This is a genomic window from Peptacetobacter sp. AB800, from assembly GCF_047807365.1.
GTDB lineage: Bacteria > Bacillota > Clostridia > Peptostreptococcales > Peptostreptococcaceae > Peptacetobacter.
The window spans coordinates 22,186-46,422 of record NZ_JBLOUI010000007.1 but is presented as its reverse complement, the minus strand read 5'-3'; the positions used below and the strand labels follow the sequence as shown (position 1 = coordinate 46,422).

Below are 24,237 nucleotides of genomic sequence, written 5' to 3'. Positions count from 1 at the left end.
TTACTCAACTCCTTTGTAGAAGTGAGCAGTTGTGTAATTTCTGTTTTTATTTAACACTTTTTTTGCAGTGTTGCTTAATTCAAAGTCGTTTTCTGTTGTTTCTATATATGCTTTAGCTATTTCTCTAACTTCTTCTGGTGTTTCTAGTGAGAAGTCTAATCTAAAGAAGTCAACACCAGTTTCTGCAACATCTTCAAGATTTTCAAGCATTATTGTAGGTTCAGAATTATATATAGTAGTTCTACAGAATTCGCTCTGAGATAGTCTAAACTTGCTTCCCTTCTGATCTTCTAACATATATTTATCTTTTCTACATTCTGCACATCTTTTGTCTTTTTTGCAGTTTCTTACAAGTACACCCATTGGACAGTATTCACTTATCATCATAGGTGCGTATCCGTATACAACTGTTTCTATTTCTGCATCTGTGTGTTTTATAGATTCTTTTATTTCACTCACATTCATTTCCTGAGATATACATATACTTTCCATTCCACTATTTCTAAGCCAATTCATGCTCTCTCCGTTGAATGCATTTAATGACCAATCTGCTCTTATTCCACATCCACAGTTTTCTGTAAAGAATTTTATTTCTCCCCAGCTCGCTGCAAGTACAGAATCCTCTTCAGTTATTTCATCTATTATCTTATCAAATACCTTGTAGTCAGGATTTCTCATTATTCTAGGTGCAGAGTATACTATTTTCTTGTCGTTTTCTACAGCTATTTTTTTAGCTTCAGCGAAATCATATAAGTTTTCATAGTATATTGTATCTATTTCTAAATCCGCAACTGCTTTTAACTGTTCTAAATTTTTAACCTTAACTCTTATTCTAGGCTCTTCTTCTAAATACTCTGGTCTTTTATCTTTTATAGAATAGTTTATTTCCTTATCTTTTAGACTTCTTCCTTTTACAACTTCTCTTGAATCAGATAATTTTTCTATAGCTTCCCTTCTCATTTTATTTATCATACTTACGGGAATACTAACATCTTCACCTATATCTAGTTCTATATTTTCTAACTCATAAGGAGTGTTTCCAAGTTTTTCAAGCTGAGATTTTGCCTTTTCTTCAGATAATGCTACCTTCATAGCTTTTTCTGCCTCTTTTTCTCCCTCAACTAGCACAGAATTACCTTCTGTATCAGATATTTCAAGTACAGGTTTTTCTCCTATATAAGCCTTATATCTCATATAAACAGGAGTTTTTACTAACTCTTTATCGCTTTCAAAAGTAGATTTTACCCTTTCTATTAAAGAGTTATCCGATGTTTTGAAAACATCCTGATTTTTTCTAGCCTCTCCTACAAAGTCTAGCTCTATAGTTTCTCCAGCGAATCCTATTTCACTTATCTCATTTCCCTTGATTATTCTACCTATAGTTCCTCCACCAAGGTTTATTCCATCGCCTTTTTTAAGAGTATTTTCTAATTTTATCTTTAATCTTTTTCTTTTCTTATTAAAATCTACTACCTTACCAATATATAAACCTCTGTTGTTTGGTTTTTCAGAGTTCATTATATCTATACCTTTTTCTCCAAGTATATATCCTCTAGTGAATTTTCTATTAAAGATTGTATAAAGCTCGTTCATGTCTTCAGTAGTTACACCAGTTTTTCCTGTAGCTATATAGTTATCTGCTGCATGTCTATATGCAGATACAACTGTTGCAACATACTCAGGTCTTTTCATTCTACCTTCTATTTTTAGAGATAATACACCTGCGTCTATTACTTCTCCAATTTCTTCTATAGTATTTAAATCTCTAGGACTTAGTAGGTATTCTCCATTTGTGTTTACAGTTTCACCTGTTTCTACATCTATTAATTCATATTTCTGTCTGCAAGGCTGTGCACATCTACCTCTATTTCCAGATCTATTTCCTATCATACTACTCATTAAACACTGACCAGAATAGCATACGCACAGTGCTCCATGTACGAATACCTCTATATCAACCTTAACCTTTGAGCAAATTTCTTTTATTTCTGGTGCACTTAGTTCTCTAGCAAGTACAACTCTATCAAATCCTATACTTTTTAAATACTCTACATCTTCTAATGAATGTGCTGCCATCTGAGTGCTTGCGTGTATTTCAAAGTCTGGAAGTTCTCTTTTTATAAGCATTGCCATACCTATATCCTGCACAATTACAGCATCTATATCTATATCGTATAAGAATTTTATATACTCAATAAAGTCCTCTACCTCATTCTGTTTTATCAATGTATTTACTGTTATAAAGAGTTTAACTCCTCTTGTATGGCAGTATTTAACTGCTTCCTGTAGTTCTTCTCTATCAAAATTATTTGCAGATGCTCTAGCACTAAAATCTTTTCCACCTAAATAAACTGCATCTGCACCATTTTGAACAGCTGCCTTTAACGCTTCAAAGCTTCCAACCGGAGCAAGAAGTTCTATTTTATTCATCATTTCCTCCTTCTTATTGAAATCATAATTTTATTTCAACATTCCAACAATTATCTAATATAATTTCTTTTTAAAAACAATTATTTTCACTTAAAAATCGGCATAAAAAAAAGAGCCGCTCCATATATTATATGTATCAAGCGACTCTTTTTGCAATACATTTGCGTTATTTGTCTAATTTATTTTTAAGCTCAGTGTTTTCAAGCTGAAGTTCGTAGGCATTGTTCTGGAATTCAGATGCTATCTGTTCAGCAGTTTCTACCTTTTTATTAGCCTCAGCTAATTTTTCTTCTAGCTCTTTTATTCTTTCATCTACATTAATTTCCTGGCATACTTCTGGATTCTGTAGTTCTAAGATTTCTTTTTTCTTTTCTTCTACTATTTCCATAAGTTCTGCCATTCTTTTCTGTAGCTCTTCAAGTTCTGAGTTTTTAGATTCAACCCCGTTTTTTAACTCTTCTATTTCCTGGTCTTTTAATGCTATTTTTTCTTCTAATTCTTTTGCAGCTTCAGAGTTTATACCATTTTCTGCATTTTCCTGTAATTCTTCAAGCTCTTTAGCTATTTCCTGGTTTTCTTCAGAGCATTCAAATAGAAGATCTGCTATGTTTAGAGCTGTAAGTATTGATACTGCTGATATACTAAGTCTTGAATTCGCCTCAGCTATTGTACTCATTTCACTGTCTACATAGTCAGCTATCTGTTTCATTTTTTCAACAGGCTTATCTCCTGTCATCTGATATTCAGCTCCCTGTATTTTTACAGTTACCTTATTCATCGGTTTCAACCCCCTAATGATTACTTTTCATTAAGCTCTTAATTCAGCACCTAATTTTTCGCTTAATTCTTTTAATATGTTTTCATGAACTGGTGCTATGTCATCATCAGTAAGTGTTTTTTCAGCACTTCTATAAGTTATGCTGTATGCTACAGATTTATATCCAGTTTCTATCTGAGATCCTCTGTATACGTCGAATAATCTATAACTTTCAACTAATCCTTCTCCGTTAGCTTTTATTATATCTTCTATATCTTTTACATATACTTCATCTTTTACAGTAAGTGCTATATCTCTTGATGTAGATGGATATTTTGGAAGAGATTTGAATATTATTGTTCTGTCTGAGTTTTCAAATACTACATCTGTGTCTATTTCACAAACATATACTCTCTGAGTTAATCCATAGTTTTCAAGTACATCAGGATGTACTTCTCCTAAGTAACCTACTAATGTTCCATTACATACTATTTTAGCACATCTACCTGGATGGAATGTAGTGTTTTCTTTTTCTGGTATTATTTCGTATTCTTTCATTCCTGCTCTTTCAAGAACTTTTTCAACTGCACCTTTTAATACGAAGAAGTCTACTTCTTTTCCGTACATTGCCATACACATATGGTTTAATTCTGAAGGAAGTCCTTCTTCACTTGGTACAAATACATGTCCACATTCGAATCCTGCGAATTCTGCGTTCTTTCTAGACATATTAGTGTATACTATATCAAGCATATTTGGTATCATTGTAGTTCTCATTACAGAAGTTTCTTCTCCAAGTGGATTTAAAAGTTTTACAAAGTTTCTCTTTGGAGAATCTGCAGGTAATTTTATTTTATCTACTCCTGATGGACTTACGAATGAGTAGCTAAGTACTTCATATAATCCTGTTGATAGAGCAGTAGATTTTAGTATATCGTTGAATTTCTGTCTTTCAGTTTTTATACCTGCTGTGTAGTTACCTTCTAACTGTTTAGCTGGTATATTTTCGAATCCGTATATTCTTGCTATTTCTTCAAGAACATCAGCTTCCTGTTCCATATCTAATCTGAATGAAGGCACTCTTATTTCTAATTCTTCAGCAGATTTTAAATCACAGTCGAATTCTAATGATTCTAATATTTCTATGAACTGAGCTATTGGAAGGTCTATTCCTAATCTAGCTGTTATTCTCTTAGGATTTACTGTAAGTATTTTCTGTTCTGGTTTTGAAGGATAGTTATCTTCTATACCTTTTAATACTTTACCTGCTCCTAACATTTCAACTAACTGAGCTGCTCTGTTTACAGCAAGTTCTGCTAAGTTTGGATCTATACCTTTTTCGAATCTTGAAGAAGATTCTGTTCTAAGTCCTAATTTTTTAGAAGTAGCTCTTACGTTTTCAGCCTGGAAGTTTGCACTTTCGAATAATAATTCAGTTGTAGTGTCTTTTATTTCTGAGTTTAATCCACCCATTACACCAGCTAAAGCTAAAGATTTTTCTCCATTAGTTATAACTAACATATCTTTATCAAGAGTTCTTTCCTGTTCATCTAGAGTAACGAATTTTTCTCCTTCTTCAGCATTTCTAACAACTATTTTTCCAGTTCCTATATCACTTAAGTCAAATGCGTGCATTGGCTGACCCATCTCTAACATTACATAGTTAGTTATATCTACTATATTATTTATAGGTCTTACACCAGCTTCTATTAATCTTCTCTGCATCCAGTATGGAGATGGAGCTATTTTAACATCTTTAACTATTCTAGCTGCATATCTTCTACATAATTCTGGGTTTTCTATCTGTACATCGAAATCTATTGCTTCGTCAGCTTCTTCTTTAACAGATACTTCTGGGTATTTAACTTTTTTACCAACTGTTACAGCTGCTTCTCTAGCTATACCTATTACACATCTGCAGTCTGGTCTATTTGATGTTAATTCGAAATCTATAACTGCATCATTTATACCAAGAACTTCTTTAACATCTTTACCTGTTTCATAAGTATCTTCGTAATCAAGAAGGAATATTCCGTTCTTTTTGTATTCTTCAACGTATTTTTCATCTATTCCAAGTTCAGCAGCAGAACACATCATACCTTCTGATACTTCGCCTCTTAATTTTCCTGTTTTTATTTTTATTCCACCAGGAAGTTTAGCTCCGTGTATTGCTAGAGGTATATAATCTCCAACTTTTACATTTTTTGCTCCTGTTACTATCTGAAGAATTTTTTCTCCAGCGTCAACTTTTGTTACTATTAATTTATCTGCATTTGGATGTGGGTTTATCTCTAATATTTTCCCAACTACAACATTTTCTATATCTTCACCGAAGTATTCAACAGTTTCCATTTTAGTCCCTGTCATTGTCATCATATCGGCAAATTCTTTTACGTCCATATCTATATCTACGTAATCTCTTAACCATTTTACTGATACTAACATTTATATTTTCCTCCCTATTTCATCAAATTAGAACTGATCTAAGAATCTAACATCATTTTCGAATAATAATCTTATGTCATCTATACCGTATTTAAGCATTGCAAGTCTTTCAACACCCATACCTGCTGCAAATCCACTGTAAACTTCTGGATCTATTCCACAGTTTCTAAGTACGTTAGGATGTACCATACCTGCACCTAATATTTCTATCCAACCTTCTCCTTTACAAACTGGGCAACCTTTACCACCACATTTGAAGCAAGTTACGTCTATTTCTGCACTTGGTTCAGTGAATGGGAAGTTGTGAGGTCTGAATTTTGTATTTGTTTCACTTCCGAATAATTTCTGAACAAATGTGTTTAAAGTTCCTTTGAATTCTGTCATTGTTATGTCTTTTCCAACAACTAGAAGCTCTATCTGATGGAACATTGGAGAATGTGTAGCATCTGGAGAGTCAGATCTGAAGCATCTTCCAGGAGCTATTATTTTTATTGGTAAGTCTTCTTTTTCCATAGTTCTTATCTGAACTGGAGAAGTCTGTGTTCTTAATAATAAATCATCGTTTATGTAGAATGTATCTGACATATCTCTTGATGGATGGTCTTTTGGAGCATTTAATGCATCGAAGTTGTTTCTAACTGTTTCAACTTCTGGACCTTCTGCTATAGAGAATCCCATTCCTATGAATATATCAGTTACTTCATCTATTATTTTAGTTATAGGATGTTTTTTACCTACTTTAAATTCTTTTGAAGGCATTGTAACGTCTATTACTTCTTCTGCTAGTTTTTTAGCCTGTTCTGCTTTTTTAAGTTCAGTTTTAGCGTTGTTTATTCCTTCTTCTATAGCTGTTCTAACTTCATTACCTACTTTACCAACTACTGGTCTTTCTTCAGCAGATAATTTTCCCATTCCTTTTAATATTATTGTAAGTTCTCCCTTTTTACCAAGGTATTTAACTCTAAGACTTTCAGCTTTTTCTATACTGTCTGCCTCTGCTATTTCAGCTAATGCATTTTTCTGTAATTCAAGAAGTTTTTCCTGCATCTTTAATATCACCCTTTCATTTAATAATTTTTCTTAGTTTTCTTATTTTCATAATTTGCATAAAAAAAGTCTTTCAATCCCAGCTAGGGACGAAAGACTATAATTCCGCGGTACCACCCTAGTAGCCTAATAAACTTTAATTAGACCACCTCAAAAGATTTAACGCATCTTATACGTCCAAACCTACACATCGTAAGACTTCAGCTTAGAAACTCCAGAGCGAACTTCCTATGATATCTCAGAAGATTGCTCACAGCCAACGACAATCTATCTCTTTACTGAAATGGTTCACAGTACTTTTCTCTATCAACATTAATTATTTTTAATTTTTGTAATTGTATTTACAATTCCTCATAATTATAACACATTGTCAACATTTTAGACAAGTGATTTTTTGATTTCGTACATTAGAATTGCAGAACTTATTGCAGCATTTAAAGATTCTGCACTTCCGTATATAGGTATTTTTACAAGTAAATCAGAATTTTCAGCTATGACATCATCTATACCATTTGCCTCATTTCCTATTACAAGCGCAACTTTATTCCCATAATCTACAGTATCATACCAGTTTTCTGTATTAAGCCAACTAGATACTATTTTTATTCCTTTTGATTTTAATGTAGATAACATCTCATCTCTTTCTGCAGGAATTATGTTCATGCTAAATATAGATCCCATTGTAGATCTTATTACCTTTGGATTGTATATGTCTACACATCCTTTTAAAGTTATTATCGCATCAGCTCCAGCTGCATCTGCTGTTCTTATTATTGTCCCCATATTTCCCGGATCCTGAATTCTATCTAGGACTATGATGTATTTATCATCGTCAGTTAGATTTTTTTCAAGAGTTTTCTTTTCATAAGAAACAACAGCTAGTATCCCCTGAGTGTTTTCAGTATCTACCATATCTTTAAAATTCTTGTTAGTTGTCTTATATACTTTTATATTTGCATCTTCTAATTCTTTTAAAAACTTTCTGTGTTCTTCTTTATTTTCAAAATCCTCGTTTATAAAGACGTAATCTATAATATCCTTCTGCTCAAATGCTAAAGTAAGAATTCTATATCCCTCTATTATAAATTTGCTCTCTTTATTTCTATTTTTTGATTTAAGAAGAAGCTTAGTACTTTTTATTTTTTCATTGTCTTTACTAGTTATTTCTACCATATACTATCTTCTCCCTACGGTTTCAATATTCTGGTTTATTATATCTCTTATACTTGAGTTTTTACCTATTATTACTAGTATATTTCCACCCTCTAGTTTTTCTTCTGGAGATGGAGTTACGTTTATTTCTTTCCCACTCTTTATAGCAAGTACTGTTATTTCGTATCTACTTCTAAGTTCTAGCTCTATAAGAGATTTACCCATCCATTTTTTAGGCACAACTATTTCAACTATAGAGTATTCTGGGTCTAATTCTATATGGTCTAATATATTGTTTGATACTAGATTGTGTGCAACCCTAACACCCATATCTCTTTCTGGGAATACAACTCTATCAGCACCTATTTTATAAAGAACTTTAGCCTGTAATTCATCCTTAGCTTTACAGATTATTTCCTCTACACCCATTTCCTTTGCTATAAGTGTAGCCATTATAGATGCTCTTATATCTGATCCAATAGCAATTATAGCAACATCAAAATTACTTAGACCAAGAGATCTAAGTGCCCGCTCATCTGTAACATCTACTATAGCTGCATGTGTTACCTTATCTGAAAGGTTCTGTATTATATCCTCATTTTTATCTATTGCCATTACCTGATGGCCTAATAAATGCATTGTTGATGCAACTGATGCACCAAATCTACCGCATCCAATTACTATATACTGTTTCATACTCATTTTTCTATTCTCCTAATAACACTAAATATTTTATCCTACGATTAAACTTCCCTCAGGATATCTAACTGGCTGAACTTTTTTAGATCCACCTGACATAAATGCCATGAATATTGTAAGTGATCCAACACGTCCTGCGAACATATACATTATTATAAGTAGTTTACCTATAGGTGTCAGTGTAGGACTTCCACCTATACTAAGTCCAACAGTCGCAAATGCCGATGCAACCTCAAATGCTGCAGCTGTTAATGTAAAGTGTTCCTGTGTTGCAGATAGTAAAAATGTTCCTATTACAACAAAACTTATCCCAACTACAAATATTACCATAGCTTTTCTAACTGTTGATGAACTTATTCTTCTTTCATATATTTCTATATCTGATTTTCCTAGGATAAGGCTCTTAACAGATAATAAAAGTGTTGCAAGTGTTGTAACTTTGATACCTCCACCAGTAGACGCCGGTGCAGCTCCTATAAACATCAGAATTATCATTGCAAATAGTGTACTTTCTCTAAGCTTAGTAAGATCTATACTTGCAAATCCTGCTGTTCTAGATGTAACAGACTGGAAATATGCATTTACAATTTTCTGAGGTAGAGGCATATCTCCAATAGTGCTTGGTCTATCAAACTCTATAGCTAAAATAGTAATTGTACCCACTATTATAAGCGAAATAGTAGTGAAAATAACCACTTTAGTATGTAAATTATATCTTGAATATCTTTTTTCTCTGATTATATTTAGTAAAACTGGGAATCCAATCCCACCAAGTATTATTAATGCCGAAATTGTAAGCATAACTAAATAACTATTGTTAAAACACACTATAGATGTGAATTTACCTGCTGTGGCTCCCATAAGGTCAAATCCTGCATTACAGAATGCAGAAATTGCATGGAAAATTGAAAACCACGTACCCTTTACAAATCCAAACATTGGTATAAATTTAGTAGATAGTATAAGTGCTCCTATCCCCTCTATAGTAAATGTCATCATAAGTACATATCTAGTAAGTCTTACTATACCAGATAAATCCCTCTGATTTAACGCTTCCTGTATTAAAAGTCTTTCTTTTAAATTTATTCTTTTCCCCGTTATAAGTGCAAACATTGTTGTAACCGTCATGAATCCAAGTCCACCTATTTGTATAAGCATTATTATCGTTAGCTGTCCAAAGAAGCTCCAATAAGTAGACGTATCTACTACTACTAGCCCTGTTACACACACCGCAGATGTAGCCGTAAATAGCGCATTTAAAAATCCTATACTTTCTCCATCTTGCGTAGATATCGGTAAATTTAATATTATAGCTCCTACTAATATAACCGTTGCGAATCCGATTACCATTACCTGAGTCGGCTGCATTCCACTTCCATAAGAAGCCACTCTTTTGAGCATCGTTTTCAATTTCCTTCATACCTCCTAACATCATAAAATTATACATTTTAATATAACTTTATTTTTGTGTCCGCTGACACAGTTTTATTTTATGTTTATTTTTTATTTTCATTTGAAGTTCTAACTAATTATTTTAAATGTCATTAATATATTATATTCTAATTTACAATTAAAAACAACCTTATCGAATACAATAAATTGTTAAGTTTAAGCACAAAAAAACATAAAAAAAAGACCGTCTTGCTTATGCAAAACAGTCTGTATTTACGGTAGTATAATGTTAATTAAGCTAATTTAGCTTTAGCAACTTCTACAAGTTTAGCGAATCCAGCTGGATCAGCTATAGCCATTTCAGATAACATTTTTCTGTTAACTTCAACACCTGCTAATTTTAAACCGTTCATTAATCTTGAGTAAGATATTCCGTTCATTCTAGCAGCTGCATTTATTCTCTGTATCCAAAGTTTTCTGTAATCTCTTTTCTTTAATTTTCTACCTATGTATGCATTTCTTAATGCTTTCATAACGAATGCATTAGCTGGTCTATATAATTTGCTTCTAGATCCTCTGAATCCTTTTGCAAGTTTTAAAACTTTTTTATGTTTTTTACGGGCATTCATACCTTTTTTTACTCTTGCCATTATTCTTATCCTCCATTATTTATTATTTAAAATCTTCTTATATTTTCCGTTTCTTTTATTACGATTCTTATTTGTATGGTAATAACTGAGCTATTCTTCTAGCATCACCTTCAGAAACTAAAGTTGACTGTCTTAAGTTCATTTTAGTTTTTGCAGATTTTTTAGTTAATATATGGCTTTTGTAAGCTTTAGCTCTTTTTAATTTTCCATTTCCTGTTCTTTTTAATCTTTTTGCTGCACCTCTATGAGTTTTCATTTTTGGCATGACAAAGTTCCTCCTCTCGAATATTTATCTATTTTTTTGGATCTATTATTACAACCATGTTGTTCCCTTCAAATGTAGGGGCTTTCGCTGGTTCTCCAAACTCTTTCACTGCTTCTATAAATTTAAGCATTACTTCTTTACCAAGGTCTTTGTGACCTAATTCTCTACCTCTAAATCTAAGTTCTACTTTAACCTTATCTCCTTTTGATAAGAATTTCATAGCCTGTTTAGCTTTAGTGTTAAGGTCGTTCTGTTCGATACCTGGTCTTAATCTTACTTCTTTAACATTAACAGTTTTCTGTTTTTTCTTTGCTTCTTTTTCTTTTCTTGCCTGTTCGTATCTGTATTTTCCATAATCCATTATTTTACAAACAGGTGGTTTAGCATTTGGTGATATTAGAACTAAGTCTAAATTCTTATTGTTTGCTAATCCCTGAGCTTCTTTTGTAGGCATAACTCCAAGCTGTTCTCCATTTGCAGAGATAACTCTTACTTCCTTTTCTTTTATCTGTTCGTTTATTGCGACTTCCTTACTAATGGTAGTCCACCTCCATCATTATATTAAAAAAGGCGAATGATAAATCATCCGCCATATAAGTTTTCATTACTAATAAAGCTTTTACCTAAAGCTTTTCTAACTCATATTAACACTTACTAACTCTCGTCGTAAGGTGAGAAACGGATTTCTACTTGCTGTCTTTTAACTTACTTATTTATTATATTACTTTCTATAACATAATGCAAGTCTTTTTTTGAAAAAGTTTAAATTTATTTTTGAAATAAATTTTTTAACAATTTTTAAGTAAAATACCACTAGTATGTTATTATTTCTATTCCATCTTCAGTTACTAGTATCTGATGCTCCCACTGAGCTGATAGAGAATCATCTGCTGTGTATACTGTCCATTCATTTACATCGTCAACATATACATCGTACTCTCCTTCATTTATCATAGGCTCTATTGTGAATATCATTCCTGGAACTAAAACCATTCCCTGATCTTTTTTACCAACATGAGCTACAAATGGATCTTCGTGGAATTCTAATCCTATTCCATGTCCACCAAACGCTCTTACTACTGAATATCCATTTTTTTCTGCTAATTCCTGTACAGCTGCACCTATATCTCCAAGATGTCCCCAAGGTTTAACTGCTTTTATACCTGCTTCTAAACATTCTTTAGCTACATCAGTTATTTTATCAGCAGCTTCACTAACTTTCCCTATTTTAAACATTCTTGATGCATCTGAGAAATATCCATCTTTTATAGTAGATACGTCTACATTGATAATATCTCCTTCTTTTAATATTATATTTTCATCTGGTATACCATGGCATACTTCGCTATTTATTGAAGTACAAACACTCTTAGGGAATCCACCGTATCCAAGAGGTGCTGGAGTTGCACCATGAGCTATTGTATAGTCGTAAACTATTTTATCTATATCAGCTGTACTCATTCCAGCTTTTATATGTTTTGCAACTTCATCAAGTACACCTGTGTTTATTTTTCCACTTTCTTTTATTGCTTCTATCTGTTCTTTATTTTTTATTAAAGATTTTGGTGGCATTATATGACCTTTTGCCGCCATTTCATTGTATTTTTCATCAAAGTTCATATGGCATTTTTTATATTTTAATCCGCTTCCACACCAGCATTTATCATTTCTATTAGTAGTCATTTGTTATCCTTCCTTCCGATTATTTTTAATTATTTTAAATCTACATTTATATTTTAACACTTATTTTTAATATGTGAAGGTTTATTTATTTTTACAAAAGAATTTTATCATTCATTTCTAATTGACAATTACAAATAATTTCACTTATAATATTAGAAGATATTTATATGATAATTTTTAGCAATAAGGGAGTAGTTGGCAATCTTTTAAGATTGTAATTTAGTCAACATACTGGCAGTTTGACTGTCTGGCTTTATTTTGAATGACGAGACTTATCTGCAGCTTAGGCTGTAGATAGGTCTTTTTTTATTTTTATTTTAAATTAAACTATTCTGAGTTGCTGATTTTATAAATTTTAAGGAGGAAATTATGAGTTTATTTGAATTATTTATAACTGCTGTAGCACTTTCAATGGATGCTTTTGCAGTTGCAATTTGCAAAGGACTTACGCTTAGAGAAAGGGATGTAAAAAAATCACTTTTGACTGGTACATACTTTGGTGGTTTTCAGGCACTTATGCCAGTAATTGGATATATTCTTGCAAGTAGTTTTAAAGAAAGAATTATGTCTATAGACCACTGGGTTGCATTTGTACTTCTTGCACTTATAGGTGTAAATATGATTAAAGAATCTAGAGAAGAAAGTTGCGATGTTGAAAGTTCTTCTTTTGATTTTAAAACTATGGTTGTTTTAGCTATAGCAACTAGTATAGATGCAATGGCTGTTGGAATAACATTTGCGTTCTTAGGAGTAAACATAGTTTATGCTGCTATATTAATCGGTATAACTACATTTATAATATCTGCATTTGGGATAAGAATAGGTACTCTATTTGGAATAAGATTCAAATCTAAAGCTGAATTTGCCGGTGGTGTAGTACTTATACTACTAGGCACAAAAATATTACTACAACATCTCAGAATATTTTAATTTTTATAATAAAAAATGGGCTATTGATTTATTTCAACAGCCCGTTTTTACATTTTATTTTATATTTTTTATTTTAATGACATATCTTTTTCTATAACTGCACTAACTGCTTTTTCAACTGTGCTCATGAAGTTATTGTCCTGAAGCTGACAAACACCTTCTATTGTTGTTCCTCCAGGAGAACAAACCTCGTCCATTAATCCAAATGGATGTTTATCAGACTCCATAACCATCTTAGCTGATCCAAGAACTGAGCTTGCTGCTATTTCTAAAGCAACATCTTTTGGAAGTCCCCATTTTACACCTGCTCTTGCTAAAGCATCTATATATATGTAAGTAAATGCTGGAGATGCACATCCAACAGCTGTAAATACAGCAAATTGATGTTCTTCTATCTCAACTATACTTCCAACTTCTCCAAACATAGTTTTTACAACTTCTTTTTCTTCATCAGTAACATTTTCGCTACAAGTAAAGCAACTAGTAGACATCAAAGCCTGTGCATTTACATTTGGCATAACTCTAACTACATGAGTATCTGCACCTAAATTTTCCTGTAAATAACTTATTTCCTTACCTGCTGCTATTGATATAACTAACTGCCCCTCTCTTAAAAGTTCTTTAACTTCTGGCATAACATCTGGTAACACCTGTGGCTTAACAGATAAAACCACAACATCAGAATTTTCCATAAGCTCCTTAACAGAATAACAAGTAGTTAAACCATACTGCTCAGATAACTTCTCTACCTTAGATGCTGTTCTATTGTACCCTAAAACATCAGCATTATCAAAAGACTTACCTAAACACATCCCCTTCATAATAGCTGCTGCCATATTACCTACACCTAAAAATCCAAACTTCATACAATTCCCTCCTCAAAACATTACTTTTGCATTTTATATATACTGCCAAACTTTAAATGTGGCAAATAATATACCTCTACTTTTTCACCTTTTATTAATATCTTATGAACAAAACCTATATCAACTTTTTCCTTTGTTATTTCATCTTCAATAATAACAGAATAATCTCCATGAGATGTCTTGTCAACTTCTACTACTCTACCTATCACATGTGGGTATTCATTTTTTAACACAAAGGGTAAATCTTTTAACCCAGCTACTCCAATTGTAAAAACACATATTCCAGAAAAAATAACTCCTAAAATCCAAAAGGTTGTTTGAAAATATTGTATCTTAGGATTTTTATTCACATAATCTGAATTCAATCTCATCCTATATTTTTTTGTTACTAACTCGTACAACATCCTAACAAACACAATACAAACTACTACTATGGCAATATAATAAAAAATAACTTTATATACATTCATATATTACCTCCTTTTAAATTTTACAGATAGTATTTTTTTAATATGGTCTAATTTTTTCATAGAATATTAAATTTTATTCCTATTTAGTATAGTATATCATTACTTTTCAGTGTTAGCACATATAAAATAATGGTGTCATTAAAAATTTTGTGCCACTTTCTTTTATTTTTTTATAATAGTAATTAAACATCGACACTTGGAGACGCCTACTATTTTTATTTAAAATAGGCGTCGGAACCGTGGAGATGAAAATTACTATTATAAAAAATAAAAGGGTGTCACAAAATTTTATGACACCCTTGATTTATAAATTTATTCCATTACTATATTTTCTCTTGATTTTACTTTAGCCTGTACATCTTCTATGAATTTAGCTAATTCAACATTACCTAATTCACCTTCATCTCTAGATCTTACAGATATATTGTTTTCAGCTTCTTCTTTTTCACCTACTATTACCATGTAAGGAACTTTTTCAAGCTGAGCTTCTCTTATCTTGAATCCAACTTTTTCAACTCTACCGTCAACTTCAACTCTTAATCCATTGTCGAATAATTCTTTTCTAACTTTTTCAGCGTAATCAGCATATTTGTCAGATATAGGTATTATTTTAACCTGAGTTGGAGCTAACCAAACTGGGAATTTACCAGCATACTGTTCTATAAGTATTCCTATAAATCTTTCTATACTTCCGAATGCAACCCTATGTATCATAACTGGTCTATGTTTTTCTCCATCCTGTCCTATGTAAGTAGCATCGAACTGTCTTGGAAGCTGCATATCTAGCTGTATAGTACCACACTGCCAAGTTCTTCCTATGCAGTCAGTTAAGTGGAAGTCTATCTTAGGTCCATAGAATGCTCCATCTCCTTCATTTATAACGAATGGAAGATTTAATTCTTCAAGAGCTCCTCTTAAACCATTTTCAGCTGCTTCCCATTCTTCATCAGAACCCATAGAATCTTCTGGTCTAGTAGATAATTCTAAGTGATATTCGAATCCAAATGTTTTATATATACCATCTATTAAAGATATTACACCTTTTATTTCATCTCTTATCTGTTCTGGTAACATGAATATATGAGCGTCATCCTGAGTGAATGCTCTAACTCTCATTAATCCATGAAGCGCTCCAGATAGCTCATGTCTGTGAACTCTACCTAATTCAGCAACTCTCATTGGGAAATCTCTGTATGAATGCATTTCGCTCTTATAGTATAACATTCCTCCTGGACAGTTCATTGGTTTTATAGCGTAATCTTCTTCATCTATTTTTACAGTATACATATTTTCTTTGTAGTGATACCAATGTCCTGAAGTTTCCCATAATTTTCTGTTTAATATTATTGGAGTTTCTATTTCAACGTATTCAGCTGCTCTATGTACTTCTCTCCAGTATTCTAATAAAGCATTTTTAAGAGCCATACCTTTTGGTAACATTAGAGGGAATCCAGGTCCTTCTTCAGGTATCATGAATAATCCTAATTCTTTACCTAATTTTCTGTGATCTCTCTTTTTAGCTTCTTCTAACATATGTAAATGTTCTTCAAGGTCTTTATTTTTTTCGAAAGATACACCGTATATTCTCTGAAGCATTTTTCTATTTTCATCTCCACGCCAATAAGCACCAGCTACACTTGTAAGTTTAACTGCTTTTACTTTCTTAGTTGAAAGAAGGTGTGGTCCAGCACATAAATCTGTGAAATCACCCTGTTTGTAGAATGATATTACTGCATCTTCAGGTAAATCTTCTATCAATTCTACTTTGTAGTCTTCACCTTTTTCCTGCATTAATTTTATAGCTTCTTCTCTTGGAAGTTCAAATCTTTCTATTTTTAAATCTTCTTTAGCTATTTTTTTCATTTCTTTTTCTAAAGCTTCAAGATCTTCTGGAACTAAACTATGTTCTAAATCTATGTCATAGTAGAATCCATTGTCTATAGCAGGTCCTATAGCTAATTTAGCTTCTGGATATAATCTTTTTATAGCCTGAGCTAAGATATGAGATGAAGTATGTCTGAATACTTCTCTACCTTCTTTATCTTCAAATTTTAGAAGATTAACTGAACAGTCTTTGTCTAATACTGTATCTAATCCAACAACTTCCCCATCAACTTCAGCTGCAACTATACTTCTTGCTAAACCTTCACTTATTGACTTAGCAACATCTAAAACTGATACACCTGATTCAAATTCTCTTACATCGTTTTTTAAAGATACTTTTATCATTATTGTGTCCTCCCCTTTTTTATATTAATTGATAATAATTTACATATTAATTTTATATTTTGCAATTTATGGAAATAAAAAAACTCGTCCCATAAAATTGGGACGAGTGTGCTCGCGGTTCCACCCAAGTTGATGTATAAAACATCCTCTTGAAGATTATAAGGTAATCACCCGGATACTTTCACTTTCGCTACTAAATCCTGCTCCAAGCTAGTTTTCAGATAACTCATTTCTATTGGGCTCTCAGCCGGTGACCCAAAATCTCTGTAAGACGATCTTTATCCTACTCTGTCTTTTCATCGCTAATATAAAACTCTGATTTCATTCTACCACATCATTTTGCATATTACAATACAAAGCTTTTAATTTTCTGAAATATTATATAACAAGTGATATTAAGCCCTGAATAATACCAATTAAGAATCCTAGAAGTAGTCCTAGAACCTCTATATGTTTTAATTCTTTCTTAGCTATTCTTACAGTAACCTCTTCTAAATACTCTATATCAAACTCATTTATTCTATCTTCAATAATTTTTTCTATATCTACCCTATCTTTTGCTTTTTCTATAAAGTTACTACCTAAATCATCTATAGCATTTCCAACTTCTTTGTCAACTATATCTGATATATAACCGTTTATTTTATTAACTAAAGAAGATGGTAGGAATATAGCTTTTTCAACTATTATATTGGATACCTTTGAATTTATATATCCCGCTATTTCTGCTTTATCTTCATCTTTTATTATTCCATTGAATATGTCTTCTTCACTAAGTAACTCTCTTTTTACTGTCTCAGCTACATTTTTTGCTATTTCAGCTCTTCTCTTAGGTATTAACCCCATTATTTCTATGTTGGTAAGTGGTATTTTTATAGGTTCGTACGGTTTAAATAGCATTTTTATAGCAACAACATTCGTAATATATCCTATAAGCCCCCCAATTATCGCCATAAATAATATTCTTAAAAATATATTCATAACAAACATCCTTTCCCTTTTAATATTTTTTAATCAATCTAATTAATTTCGTTTTAATTTTTATATATGCATAATCTAGAGTTATCTATTTCTATGCTACATCAGAATATTATTATATACCTATCTATTTAATTTATTCAACACCTTAATCATTTTAATCTATAATTTCACTTTAAATTCACTATTCGATTACAATTGGTATTATAGATCCTAAATCTATAAGTTTCTCCTTAGAAAGAGATACATATCTTTTTCCATATTTATTTAAAAACTCTTTAATCTTTTCAAAATCCGGATGATTTTCTACCTTCCCTAAAAATCCAACTTCTGAATCTGATAATATCCCTGTACAACCTCCAATAAATCCAAAATTCATATCAAACAGATCTATATTTCCTTGTTCTATAAGCAGATAATCTATATCAGCTCCACTTTTTTCTATACTGTCTACTATACCTTTATCAGCAGTTATTATTGATTTATCATCAACAACGCATATAGAACATTTAGAATATCCTTGTTTTATGTTTATTCTCTCAAACTCATTTTCATCTAAATATTTTAATACTTCTTTATCTGTATATTCAAAATTATGGAGCGCGTATTTCCCTACAATACAGACATTATAAGCGATATCGTATGGATATCTTTTACTTAGATGTTTCTCCCCTTTTATCAAATCAATTTTATTATTTTTTATTTCATATCCTTCTTCTGATGAGTAAAAATTATTTAAAATCTCAACATATTCCTCATATAAATTTGGTGCAACTATTATTTTTCCGTTTCCACAATTAAAAAACTGAATATCTGGATGATATGATATAGCATCGTAAACATCATTGCACTTTGGTGTTTTTATTATTCTAACATCTCTATCCAATAAATTTTTTTCTAATTCTTCTGTAATTCTTCCATCTACTATACAAGTTTTTAATTTACCATCAAAACAAAACGGACTTTCTACAAATTTCATATTATCTCACCTCAAAATAAAAGGCAGTACGAAAATCATACTGCCCTAAATTTAATCTAATTCAATTATATTTCAGTTTTAATATTATTTTTAATTAATAACACTCTCTTGTTTTTAAATAATATTACTTTTAATATAAAAACTATCTTTCTAACGCTTTTAGATATTTTTCCATTTCTTCATCATCATATACATTAAATATTACTTTTATATCTTTTTCAGGATTTTCTTTTAACCAAATTCTAACTCTATCAACTGCAAGCTGTGCAGCCTCTTTCTTTGGATATCCTGAAGATCCTGTAGATATACCACAAAATACTATTGTTTTTATATCATCTATATCTTTTACAGTATTTAGAACTGATTTATAACAGTGAAGCAACTGCTTTTCATGCTCTTTACTAGGATTTCCACCTAAAACAACAGGTCCTACAGTATGAACAACGTATTTTGAAGGTAGGCAGTATGCTCTAGTTATTTTAGCATCTCCTGCATATTCAATATGTCCCTGTTTTTCTATTATTGTATTGCAGTCTTCTCTAAGTCTTGGTCCTGCTGCTGCATGAATTTTACTATCTACTCCCTTATGGAATGGTTGTCTATTTCCTAATAATGAACTATTTGCATCATTTACAACCGCATCAGCTTTTATTTTAGTTATATCACCTTTCCAAACAGCTATTCTATCTTCTTTTTCTTCTATTGAATTCGCATCAACTGCATTTTCAACATCATTTTCTATAAGAAGAATATTTTCAAGCATAGCTAGTATTTCCGGAGTAATTTTTTTAACCGGATAAGCTGCTAATAATGCTTTTAATTTTTCTATCGGTTCTAGTTCAACTTTTGAGCTATACACTTTTGCTGGTACATCAGATGCAAAATAAGTAATTAATGTTTTTATATTCTTATTTTTCTGTTCCTCTGTAAGTGGTTTAACTGTTTTATCTATTTCTTCAAACAGTTTTATATCCTCAGCATAGTCTTTCCATTTCATAACTCATCACTCCAATCTGTTTTAAGTCAGTTTTAGTTTCTTATTTAACTTAATTGTACCACATATTGAACAAACTTAAAATTTTATTTGTAAACGTTATACTATTTTGTTTTTATTATCATTTCTTCCATTCTTTTAGCAAGTCCATCCCAAGTTTTTTCTGACATATCTATAAATCTTTTATGATTTGTAGTATCTAGATTTTCTTTTATCATCTGATCTAGTGCATCAGATAATCTTTCTTCAAATGGCTCTATAGCTTCGTCTGCTGGTACACCAACAGATTTCATTTTTGGAAGTTCAACGTATTTTATTTTTCCAGATGTATTTATTTTTTCTCCAATCCACTCTTTAACACCTGGTATATCAGTAACTACAACATCTGTCCCACATGCCATAGCTTCTAGTACAACAACAGGTAGCCCCTCGTAGAATGAAGGTAATACAAATATATCTGCTTTGTTGAATTCCTCACTTAAATCATCCTGATTTAATTTTCCTAAAAATTTTATATCAAATCTACTTTCTTTAGCTTTTTCTACAATTTCGTCATAAGATTCTTTATCGCTTCCAGTACCTGCAAGTCTAACTTTGATGAAATCATCTTTGTAATCTAGTCTATCTAAACAATCTATAAACGGTATAAGTCCTTTTGATTTACATATTTTTCCAGCAAATACCAATTCAATATAATCTCTTTCAACTTCATAGTTTTTATTCTTGAAAATATTATCGTTAAATCCACTTCCAATTACTTTTACTTTTTCTTCTCCAACATTAAATACAGACATTATATCTCTCTTCTGTTCTTCATGAAGTGCAAATAACATATCTAGATTTCTTATATTTTCTTTTATATAATCTCTTTCTAATGGTATAGTTTTTAACTGTCTTAAGCAAGTTCCATGGCATACTGCAGCAATTTTTATATCTTTTTCTTTTACAACTTCTCTTACAAATGCAGTAAGTAGATATAAATGATGACAGATTATTATATTAGGCTTAAATTCTTCCAATGCTTTATTTATCTGCTTTTCAAATGCTTTTTTTAATTTCTCCACCATTTCGTCATTCATATCTCTATATCTAGTGCTCTTATAAGGCATAGAGTCGCTCATTCCAACAACATTAAAATCCAACTCATTTGTATTATATACAACTGGATAAAATTTTGTCGCTCCAAAATGTTCTTCTAATTCTTTTATGCTGTCATCTACATCAATTCCAGCTATAACAGATTGCTCATATCCTAATTTTTCAAACCCCTTTATCATTCCACACATATATATTCCGCTTCCTGTACTGTTAGGTTTTTGGGTAGTTATGTGTAATATTCTCATTTCTAATCCTTTCCTTCTCTATATAATTACTTTTCTTTTTTATTATAAAGCTCTACATATACAGCTGTTGAGTCGTCCATAACCTTAAATCTTGGCATTTTTATTGCCTTGTAGTCGTCTTCCTCAAATTCTCTCACCTGATTAAAAATATACTCTATTCCCATTTTTTCAGCTATATATATTAATTCATCCTCTTTTAAAATACCATATCTATCAGATGCACATGTAAATCCATCACTAGCAAGCATTATTTTCATCTCATCTTCTACCTGAATATATCCATGTATAGAATTTTCTATTGCTTCCTCACTAAAATCTAAAATCCAATATCCATCTTTAGTATTTTTCTTCATTCTATTATCTATTATAGTGTTCATAACTCTAGCTTTTATTTCATTAAATGAAAGCTTTTCTAAGTTAGGTATTCTAATCATTTCATCGTATACTTTATCATCAAGATGACATATGCTTCTATCTTTTATAATTTTTTTTTCTCCATCATTATAGAAGAAAGAGCAATCTCCTAAAAGAAAATACTCTATCATATCATCTCTAAATTTTACTATAGCTATAGAGCTAGATGGTAAATCTAATTTTTTTACATCTTTTCCCTCTACAAGCTCATTATACTCTTCCTTTATACTTCTTATTCCATCTAACATAATTTCTTTTAATGAATCACTTCTGTATATATTTTCATGTAAAAAGTTATTCCACCACTGAGAGTACCATCTTGCATCACTCTCATCAGATACTATATTCTTCCCATTAAGTCCAGTTGCTCCGTCAAGTACCCATACTCCAAAAGGTGTTATACCAGCTGCATCTTCATTATAAGGTGCTGTTCCTTGATTACATAAAAGGCTACAGTTTTTTATTTTTAGCCTCATAGACAATCCTCCTTTTTGGATTTATATATTTACAATTATTTTTTTAATCAATATCTTAAATTATTTTTTCTATACAAATCAGTATAACACTATATTTTTTATGATAGTATTTGTTTTTTCTATTGTATTTTTCTTTCTATTAGTTTTTTTCTATATAAATCTTTACTTTTCTATTCTACTACAATAAATATATTTTTTGTAAAATTTTTGCTTAAAATTGCAACAAAAAAAGAGCCTAAATTAGACTCTTTTTCTATTTCCGTATTAAAATTTTTCAAAATGAACTTTTTCCCAAACTACATCTGCATCTGTGTATGATTCTTTGTCCTCATTTGAATATCCAAGACCTAATATGCACTGTACTTTGTAGTTTTCTGGTATTTCCATAACATTTTTTATATATTCCTCAGCTGTCTGATTTTCATCATGAGCTCTCTGTCTTACCTGTACCCAACAAGTAGCAAGCCCTAAACTATGAGCTTCAAGCTGCATATAAGATGCTGCTATCGAGCAGTCTTCAGTCCAAACATCAGTTAATTCTGGATCTGCAGCTATAACAATTGCTACCGGAGCATCCTTTAGGAAAAATCCTCCACCCTTTGTTCTACAGTTAGATAATAATTCTAATTTTTTTGAATCTGTAGTAACTACAAATTCCCAAGGTTTTTTAGATCTTCCTGATGGAGCTAAAAGTCCAGCCTTTAAAACTTTTTTAAGTTTATCCTCTGGCACTGGAAGATCAGAATACTTTCTACAACTTCTTCTAGTTTTTACGAAATCTATCACAAAAAATACCCCCTTCATTTTTGAAATATTTTATTTCCTTAATTACATTATACTGTAATTAAAATTTTTTCATATATATTTATAAAAAATAACTTTAATTAAAAAAATAACAATTTTTTTACTCTGGAGTACCAACTTTTTGTATAGCTATACTTAAAATCGTTGTAATTATAAATACAAAAAAGAAGTCACTACAATAATTGTAATAACTCCTTCAATATAGGGAATTTAGTTTATTAAAGATATTTGCAAATTTCATCGGCGAATTTGTCTGTGCTTGCATCTCCGCCTAAATCAACAGTTAAAACTGTTCCGTCTTCAAATACTTTTTCTAAAGCATTTGTGATTCTATCTGCTGCATCATTTTCTCCTATGTATCTAAGCATCATAACTGCAGACTGTATTATTGCTGTTGGATTCGCTATATTCTGACCTACTATCTGAGGTGCACTTCCATGTACAGCCTCAAATACAGCATAGTCTTTACCTATATTTGCACTAGGTATTAATCCAAGTCCTCCAACAAGTCCTGAACATAAGTCTGAAAGTATATCTCCATAAAGGTTTGGCATAACCATTACGTCGTATTTTTCTGGATTTAAAACTAAATTCATCGCAGCTGCATCTACTATCAGATCATCTGCTTCAATATCTAGTCCCTCTACTTTTTCTCTATATACATCTAAGAATAATCCATCAGTTAATTTCATTATATTTGCTTTATGAACGCCAGTTATTTTTTTTCTGTCATTTTTCTTAGCATAATCTACAGCAAAGTCTACTATTCTTTCGCATGCTGGTCTTGTTATTATTTTTATTGTTTCTGCACCATAGTCACCTATTTTGTGTTCTATTCCTGTGTAGCAACCTTCTGTATTTTCTCTCACTATAACTAAATCCACATCTTCATATCTATTTTTTATTCCTTTAAAACTTTTTACAGGTCTTACATTTGCATAAAGGTCTAGTGTTTTTCTAAGTGCAACATTTACACTTCTGAATCCTTTTCCAACAGGAGTTGTTATAGGCCCCTTTATAGCAATTTTATTTTTCTTTATGCTATCTATTACATATTCTGGTAGAGGAGTATTGTATTCATCTATTACCTCCATACCAGCTTTTACTTCTTCCCAATCTATTTCTACTCCTGCTTTTGCTACTACTTTTTTCATAGCTGCAGTTACCTCAGGTCCTATTCCGTCCCCAGGTATAAGTGTTATTTTATACATTAGCTTCACTTCCCAATCATAAT

Annotated in this window: 22 protein-coding genes and 2 other annotated features; of the genes, 1 reads left to right on the top strand and 21 read right to left on the bottom strand. The window is 31.3% G+C overall.

Features of this window, described 5'->3' with window-relative positions:
• From ACK2WN_RS04140 to ACK2WN_RS04090, 11 genes are all read right to left on the bottom strand, one after another.
• Entirely contained in the window at nucleotides 1–2,430 is a 2,430-nt protein-coding gene (locus ACK2WN_RS04140) for a DUF3656 domain-containing U32 family peptidase (protein WP_416154925.1), read from the bottom strand.
• Nucleotides 2,431–2,596: 166 nt separating this feature from the next.
• Complete coding sequence (gene zapA / locus ACK2WN_RS04135) at nucleotides 2,597–3,208, bottom strand: cell division protein ZapA (RefSeq protein WP_416154913.1); 612 nt, start codon at nucleotides 3,206–3,208, stop codon at nucleotides 2,597–2,599.
• Between the two features lie 30 nt (nucleotides 3,209–3,238).
• On the bottom strand, nucleotides 3,239–5,632 hold the full coding sequence (pheT, locus tag ACK2WN_RS04130) for a phenylalanine--tRNA ligase subunit beta (RefSeq protein WP_416154912.1): 2,394 nt from the start codon (nucleotides 5,630–5,632) through the stop codon (nucleotides 3,239–3,241).
• 27 nt (nucleotides 5,633–5,659) lie between these two features.
• The gene (pheS, locus tag ACK2WN_RS04125; RefSeq protein ID WP_006440760.1) at nucleotides 5,660–6,679 is read right to left on the bottom strand and encodes a phenylalanine--tRNA ligase subunit alpha; all 1,020 of its coding nucleotides are present in this window, start codon (nucleotides 6,677–6,679) and stop codon (nucleotides 5,660–5,662) included.
• An 82-nt stretch (nucleotides 6,680–6,761) separates the two neighbouring features.
• Nucleotides 6,762–6,998: a binding site (T-box leader), on the bottom strand.
• A 59-nt stretch (nucleotides 6,999–7,057) separates the two neighbouring features.
• A complete protein-coding gene (locus tag ACK2WN_RS04120) occupies nucleotides 7,058–7,852 on the bottom strand; it encodes a TrmH family RNA methyltransferase (RefSeq protein WP_006440759.1) in 795 nt (264 codons plus the stop codon).
• A gap of 3 nt (nucleotides 7,853–7,855) precedes the next feature.
• Nucleotides 7,856–8,527: a potassium channel family protein gene (locus ACK2WN_RS04115; RefSeq protein ID WP_178411792.1), complete on the bottom strand. Its 672-nt coding sequence runs from the start codon at nucleotides 8,525–8,527 to the stop codon at nucleotides 7,856–7,858.
• A 36-nt stretch (nucleotides 8,528–8,563) separates the two neighbouring features.
• A complete protein-coding gene (locus ACK2WN_RS04110) occupies nucleotides 8,564–9,931 on the bottom strand; it encodes a TrkH family potassium uptake protein (protein WP_329999065.1) in 1,368 nt (455 codons plus the stop codon).
• 284 nt (nucleotides 9,932–10,215) lie between these two features.
• A complete protein-coding gene (rplT, locus tag ACK2WN_RS04105) occupies nucleotides 10,216–10,572 on the bottom strand; it encodes a 50S ribosomal protein L20 (protein WP_270840018.1) in 357 nt (118 codons plus the stop codon).
• 67 nt (nucleotides 10,573–10,639) lie between these two features.
• Nucleotides 10,640–10,837: a 50S ribosomal protein L35 gene (gene rpmI, locus ACK2WN_RS04100; protein WP_006440755.1), complete on the bottom strand. Its 198-nt coding sequence runs from the start codon at nucleotides 10,835–10,837 to the stop codon at nucleotides 10,640–10,642.
• A gap of 28 nt (nucleotides 10,838–10,865) precedes the next feature.
• Entirely contained in the window at nucleotides 10,866–11,375 is a 510-nt protein-coding gene (gene infC / locus ACK2WN_RS04095) for a translation initiation factor IF-3 (RefSeq protein ID WP_300528858.1), read from the bottom strand.
• Nucleotides 11,376–11,650: 275 nt separating this feature from the next.
• Complete coding sequence (locus tag ACK2WN_RS04090; protein ID WP_300528829.1) at nucleotides 11,651–12,520, bottom strand: methionyl aminopeptidase; 870 nt, start codon at nucleotides 12,518–12,520, stop codon at nucleotides 11,651–11,653.
• Nucleotides 12,521–12,889: 369 nt separating this feature from the next.
• On the opposite strand from ACK2WN_RS04090, the gene ACK2WN_RS04085 reads away from it, so the two are divergent.
• Nucleotides 12,890–13,450: a manganese efflux pump MntP family protein gene (locus ACK2WN_RS04085; protein ID WP_416154911.1), complete on the top strand. Its 561-nt coding sequence runs from the start codon at nucleotides 12,890–12,892 to the stop codon at nucleotides 13,448–13,450.
• 68 nt (nucleotides 13,451–13,518) lie between these two features.
• Here ACK2WN_RS04085 and proC read toward each other — a convergent pair whose 3' ends face one another.
• The 10 genes from proC to ACK2WN_RS04035 form a co-directional block, all read right to left on the bottom strand.
• Nucleotides 13,519–14,316, bottom strand: a complete 798-nt coding sequence (gene proC / locus ACK2WN_RS04080; RefSeq protein WP_300528833.1) for a pyrroline-5-carboxylate reductase — start codon at nucleotides 14,314–14,316, stop codon at nucleotides 13,519–13,521.
• A 20-nt stretch (nucleotides 14,317–14,336) separates the two neighbouring features.
• Complete coding sequence (locus tag ACK2WN_RS04075) at nucleotides 14,337–14,786, bottom strand: hypothetical protein (protein WP_300528834.1); 450 nt, start codon at nucleotides 14,784–14,786, stop codon at nucleotides 14,337–14,339.
• Between the two features lie 312 nt (nucleotides 14,787–15,098).
• Complete coding sequence (gene thrS, locus ACK2WN_RS04070) at nucleotides 15,099–17,015, bottom strand: threonine--tRNA ligase (RefSeq protein WP_416154910.1); 1,917 nt, start codon at nucleotides 17,013–17,015, stop codon at nucleotides 15,099–15,101.
• Between the two features lie 95 nt (nucleotides 17,016–17,110).
• Nucleotides 17,111–17,324, bottom strand: a binding site (T-box leader).
• A gap of 69 nt (nucleotides 17,325–17,393) precedes the next feature.
• The gene (locus ACK2WN_RS04065) at nucleotides 17,394–17,996 is read right to left on the bottom strand and encodes a DUF445 domain-containing protein (protein ID WP_416154909.1); all 603 of its coding nucleotides are present in this window, start codon (nucleotides 17,994–17,996) and stop codon (nucleotides 17,394–17,396) included.
• Nucleotides 17,997–18,177: 181 nt separating this feature from the next.
• Nucleotides 18,178–18,972, bottom strand: a complete 795-nt coding sequence (locus tag ACK2WN_RS04060; RefSeq protein ID WP_416154908.1) for a DUF6873 family GME fold protein — start codon at nucleotides 18,970–18,972, stop codon at nucleotides 18,178–18,180.
• A 142-nt stretch (nucleotides 18,973–19,114) separates the two neighbouring features.
• Nucleotides 19,115–19,969, bottom strand: coding sequence for a protein-ADP-ribose hydrolase (locus ACK2WN_RS04055; protein WP_300528844.1), 855 nt, complete (start codon nucleotides 19,967–19,969; stop codon nucleotides 19,115–19,117).
• 101 nt (nucleotides 19,970–20,070) lie between these two features.
• The gene (locus ACK2WN_RS04050; RefSeq protein WP_416154907.1) at nucleotides 20,071–21,309 is read right to left on the bottom strand and encodes a glycosyltransferase family 4 protein; all 1,239 of its coding nucleotides are present in this window, start codon (nucleotides 21,307–21,309) and stop codon (nucleotides 20,071–20,073) included.
• 26 nt (nucleotides 21,310–21,335) lie between these two features.
• Nucleotides 21,336–22,199 (bottom strand): hypothetical protein, encoded by an 864-nt coding sequence (locus ACK2WN_RS04045; RefSeq protein ID WP_416154906.1) that lies wholly within the window; start codon nucleotides 22,197–22,199, stop codon nucleotides 21,336–21,338.
• A gap of 264 nt (nucleotides 22,200–22,463) precedes the next feature.
• Nucleotides 22,464–22,985, bottom strand: a complete 522-nt coding sequence (locus tag ACK2WN_RS04040) for a nitroreductase family protein (protein ID WP_416154905.1) — start codon at nucleotides 22,983–22,985, stop codon at nucleotides 22,464–22,466.
• 236 nt (nucleotides 22,986–23,221) lie between these two features.
• Nucleotides 23,222–24,214: an isocitrate/isopropylmalate dehydrogenase family protein gene (locus tag ACK2WN_RS04035; protein ID WP_416154904.1), complete on the bottom strand. Its 993-nt coding sequence runs from the start codon at nucleotides 24,212–24,214 to the stop codon at nucleotides 23,222–23,224.
• Nucleotides 24,215–24,237 lie beyond the last annotated feature (23 nt).

Bases quoted from the DNA above. Each gene is read 5' to 3' on its own strand.
- rplT (WP_270840018.1), bottom strand. From the start codon at position 10,572: ATGGCAAGAGTAAAAAAAGGTATGAATGCCCGTAAAAAACATAAAAAA.
- ACK2WN_RS04115 (WP_178411792.1), bottom strand. From the start codon at position 8,527: ATGAAACAGTATATAGTAATTGGATGCGGTAGATTTGGTGCATCAGTT.
- ACK2WN_RS04065 (WP_416154909.1), bottom strand. From the start codon at position 17,996: ATGAATATATTTTTAAGAATATTATTTATGGCGATAATTGGGGGGCTT.
- ACK2WN_RS04090 (WP_300528829.1), bottom strand. From the start codon at position 12,520: ATGACTACTAATAGAAATGATAAATGCTGGTGTGGAAGCGGATTAAAA.
- ACK2WN_RS04075 (WP_300528834.1), bottom strand. From the start codon at position 14,786: ATGAATGTATATAAAGTTATTTTTTATTATATTGCCATAGTAGTAGTT.
- ACK2WN_RS04035 (WP_416154904.1), bottom strand. From the start codon at position 24,214: ATGTATAAAATAACACTTATACCTGGGGACGGAATAGGACCTGAGGTA.
- thrS (WP_416154910.1), bottom strand. From the start codon at position 17,015: ATGATAAAAGTATCTTTAAAAAACGATGTAAGAGAATTTGAATCAGGT.
- ACK2WN_RS04050 (WP_416154907.1), bottom strand. From the start codon at position 21,309: ATGAGAATATTACACATAACTACCCAAAAACCTAACAGTACAGGAAGC.
- pheT (WP_416154912.1), bottom strand. From the start codon at position 5,632: ATGTTAGTATCAGTAAAATGGTTAAGAGATTACGTAGATATAGATATG.
- pheS (WP_006440760.1), bottom strand. From the start codon at position 6,679: ATGCAGGAAAAACTTCTTGAATTACAGAAAAATGCATTAGCTGAAATA.
- rpmI (WP_006440755.1), bottom strand. From the start codon at position 10,837: ATGCCAAAAATGAAAACTCATAGAGGTGCAGCAAAAAGATTAAAAAGA.
- ACK2WN_RS04140 (WP_416154925.1), bottom strand. From the start codon at position 2,430: ATGAATAAAATAGAACTTCTTGCTCCGGTTGGAAGCTTTGAAGCGTTA.
- ACK2WN_RS04060 (WP_416154908.1), bottom strand. From the start codon at position 18,972: ATGAAATTTGTAGAAAGTCCGTTTTGTTTTGATGGTAAATTAAAAACT.
- ACK2WN_RS04120 (WP_006440759.1), bottom strand. From the start codon at position 7,852: ATGGTAGAAATAACTAGTAAAGACAATGAAAAAATAAAAAGTACTAAG.
- ACK2WN_RS04085 (WP_416154911.1), top strand. From the start codon at position 12,890: ATGAGTTTATTTGAATTATTTATAACTGCTGTAGCACTTTCAATGGAT.
- proC (WP_300528833.1), bottom strand. From the start codon at position 14,316: ATGAAGTTTGGATTTTTAGGTGTAGGTAATATGGCAGCAGCTATTATG.
- ACK2WN_RS04110 (WP_329999065.1), bottom strand. From the start codon at position 9,931: ATGCTCAAAAGAGTGGCTTCTTATGGAAGTGGAATGCAGCCGACTCAG.
- ACK2WN_RS04055 (WP_300528844.1), bottom strand. From the start codon at position 19,969: ATGAAATGGAAAGACTATGCTGAGGATATAAAACTGTTTGAAGAAATA.
- ACK2WN_RS04045 (WP_416154906.1), bottom strand. From the start codon at position 22,199: ATGAGGCTAAAAATAAAAAACTGTAGCCTTTTATGTAATCAAGGAACA.
- zapA (WP_416154913.1), bottom strand. From the start codon at position 3,208: ATGAATAAGGTAACTGTAAAAATACAGGGAGCTGAATATCAGATGACA.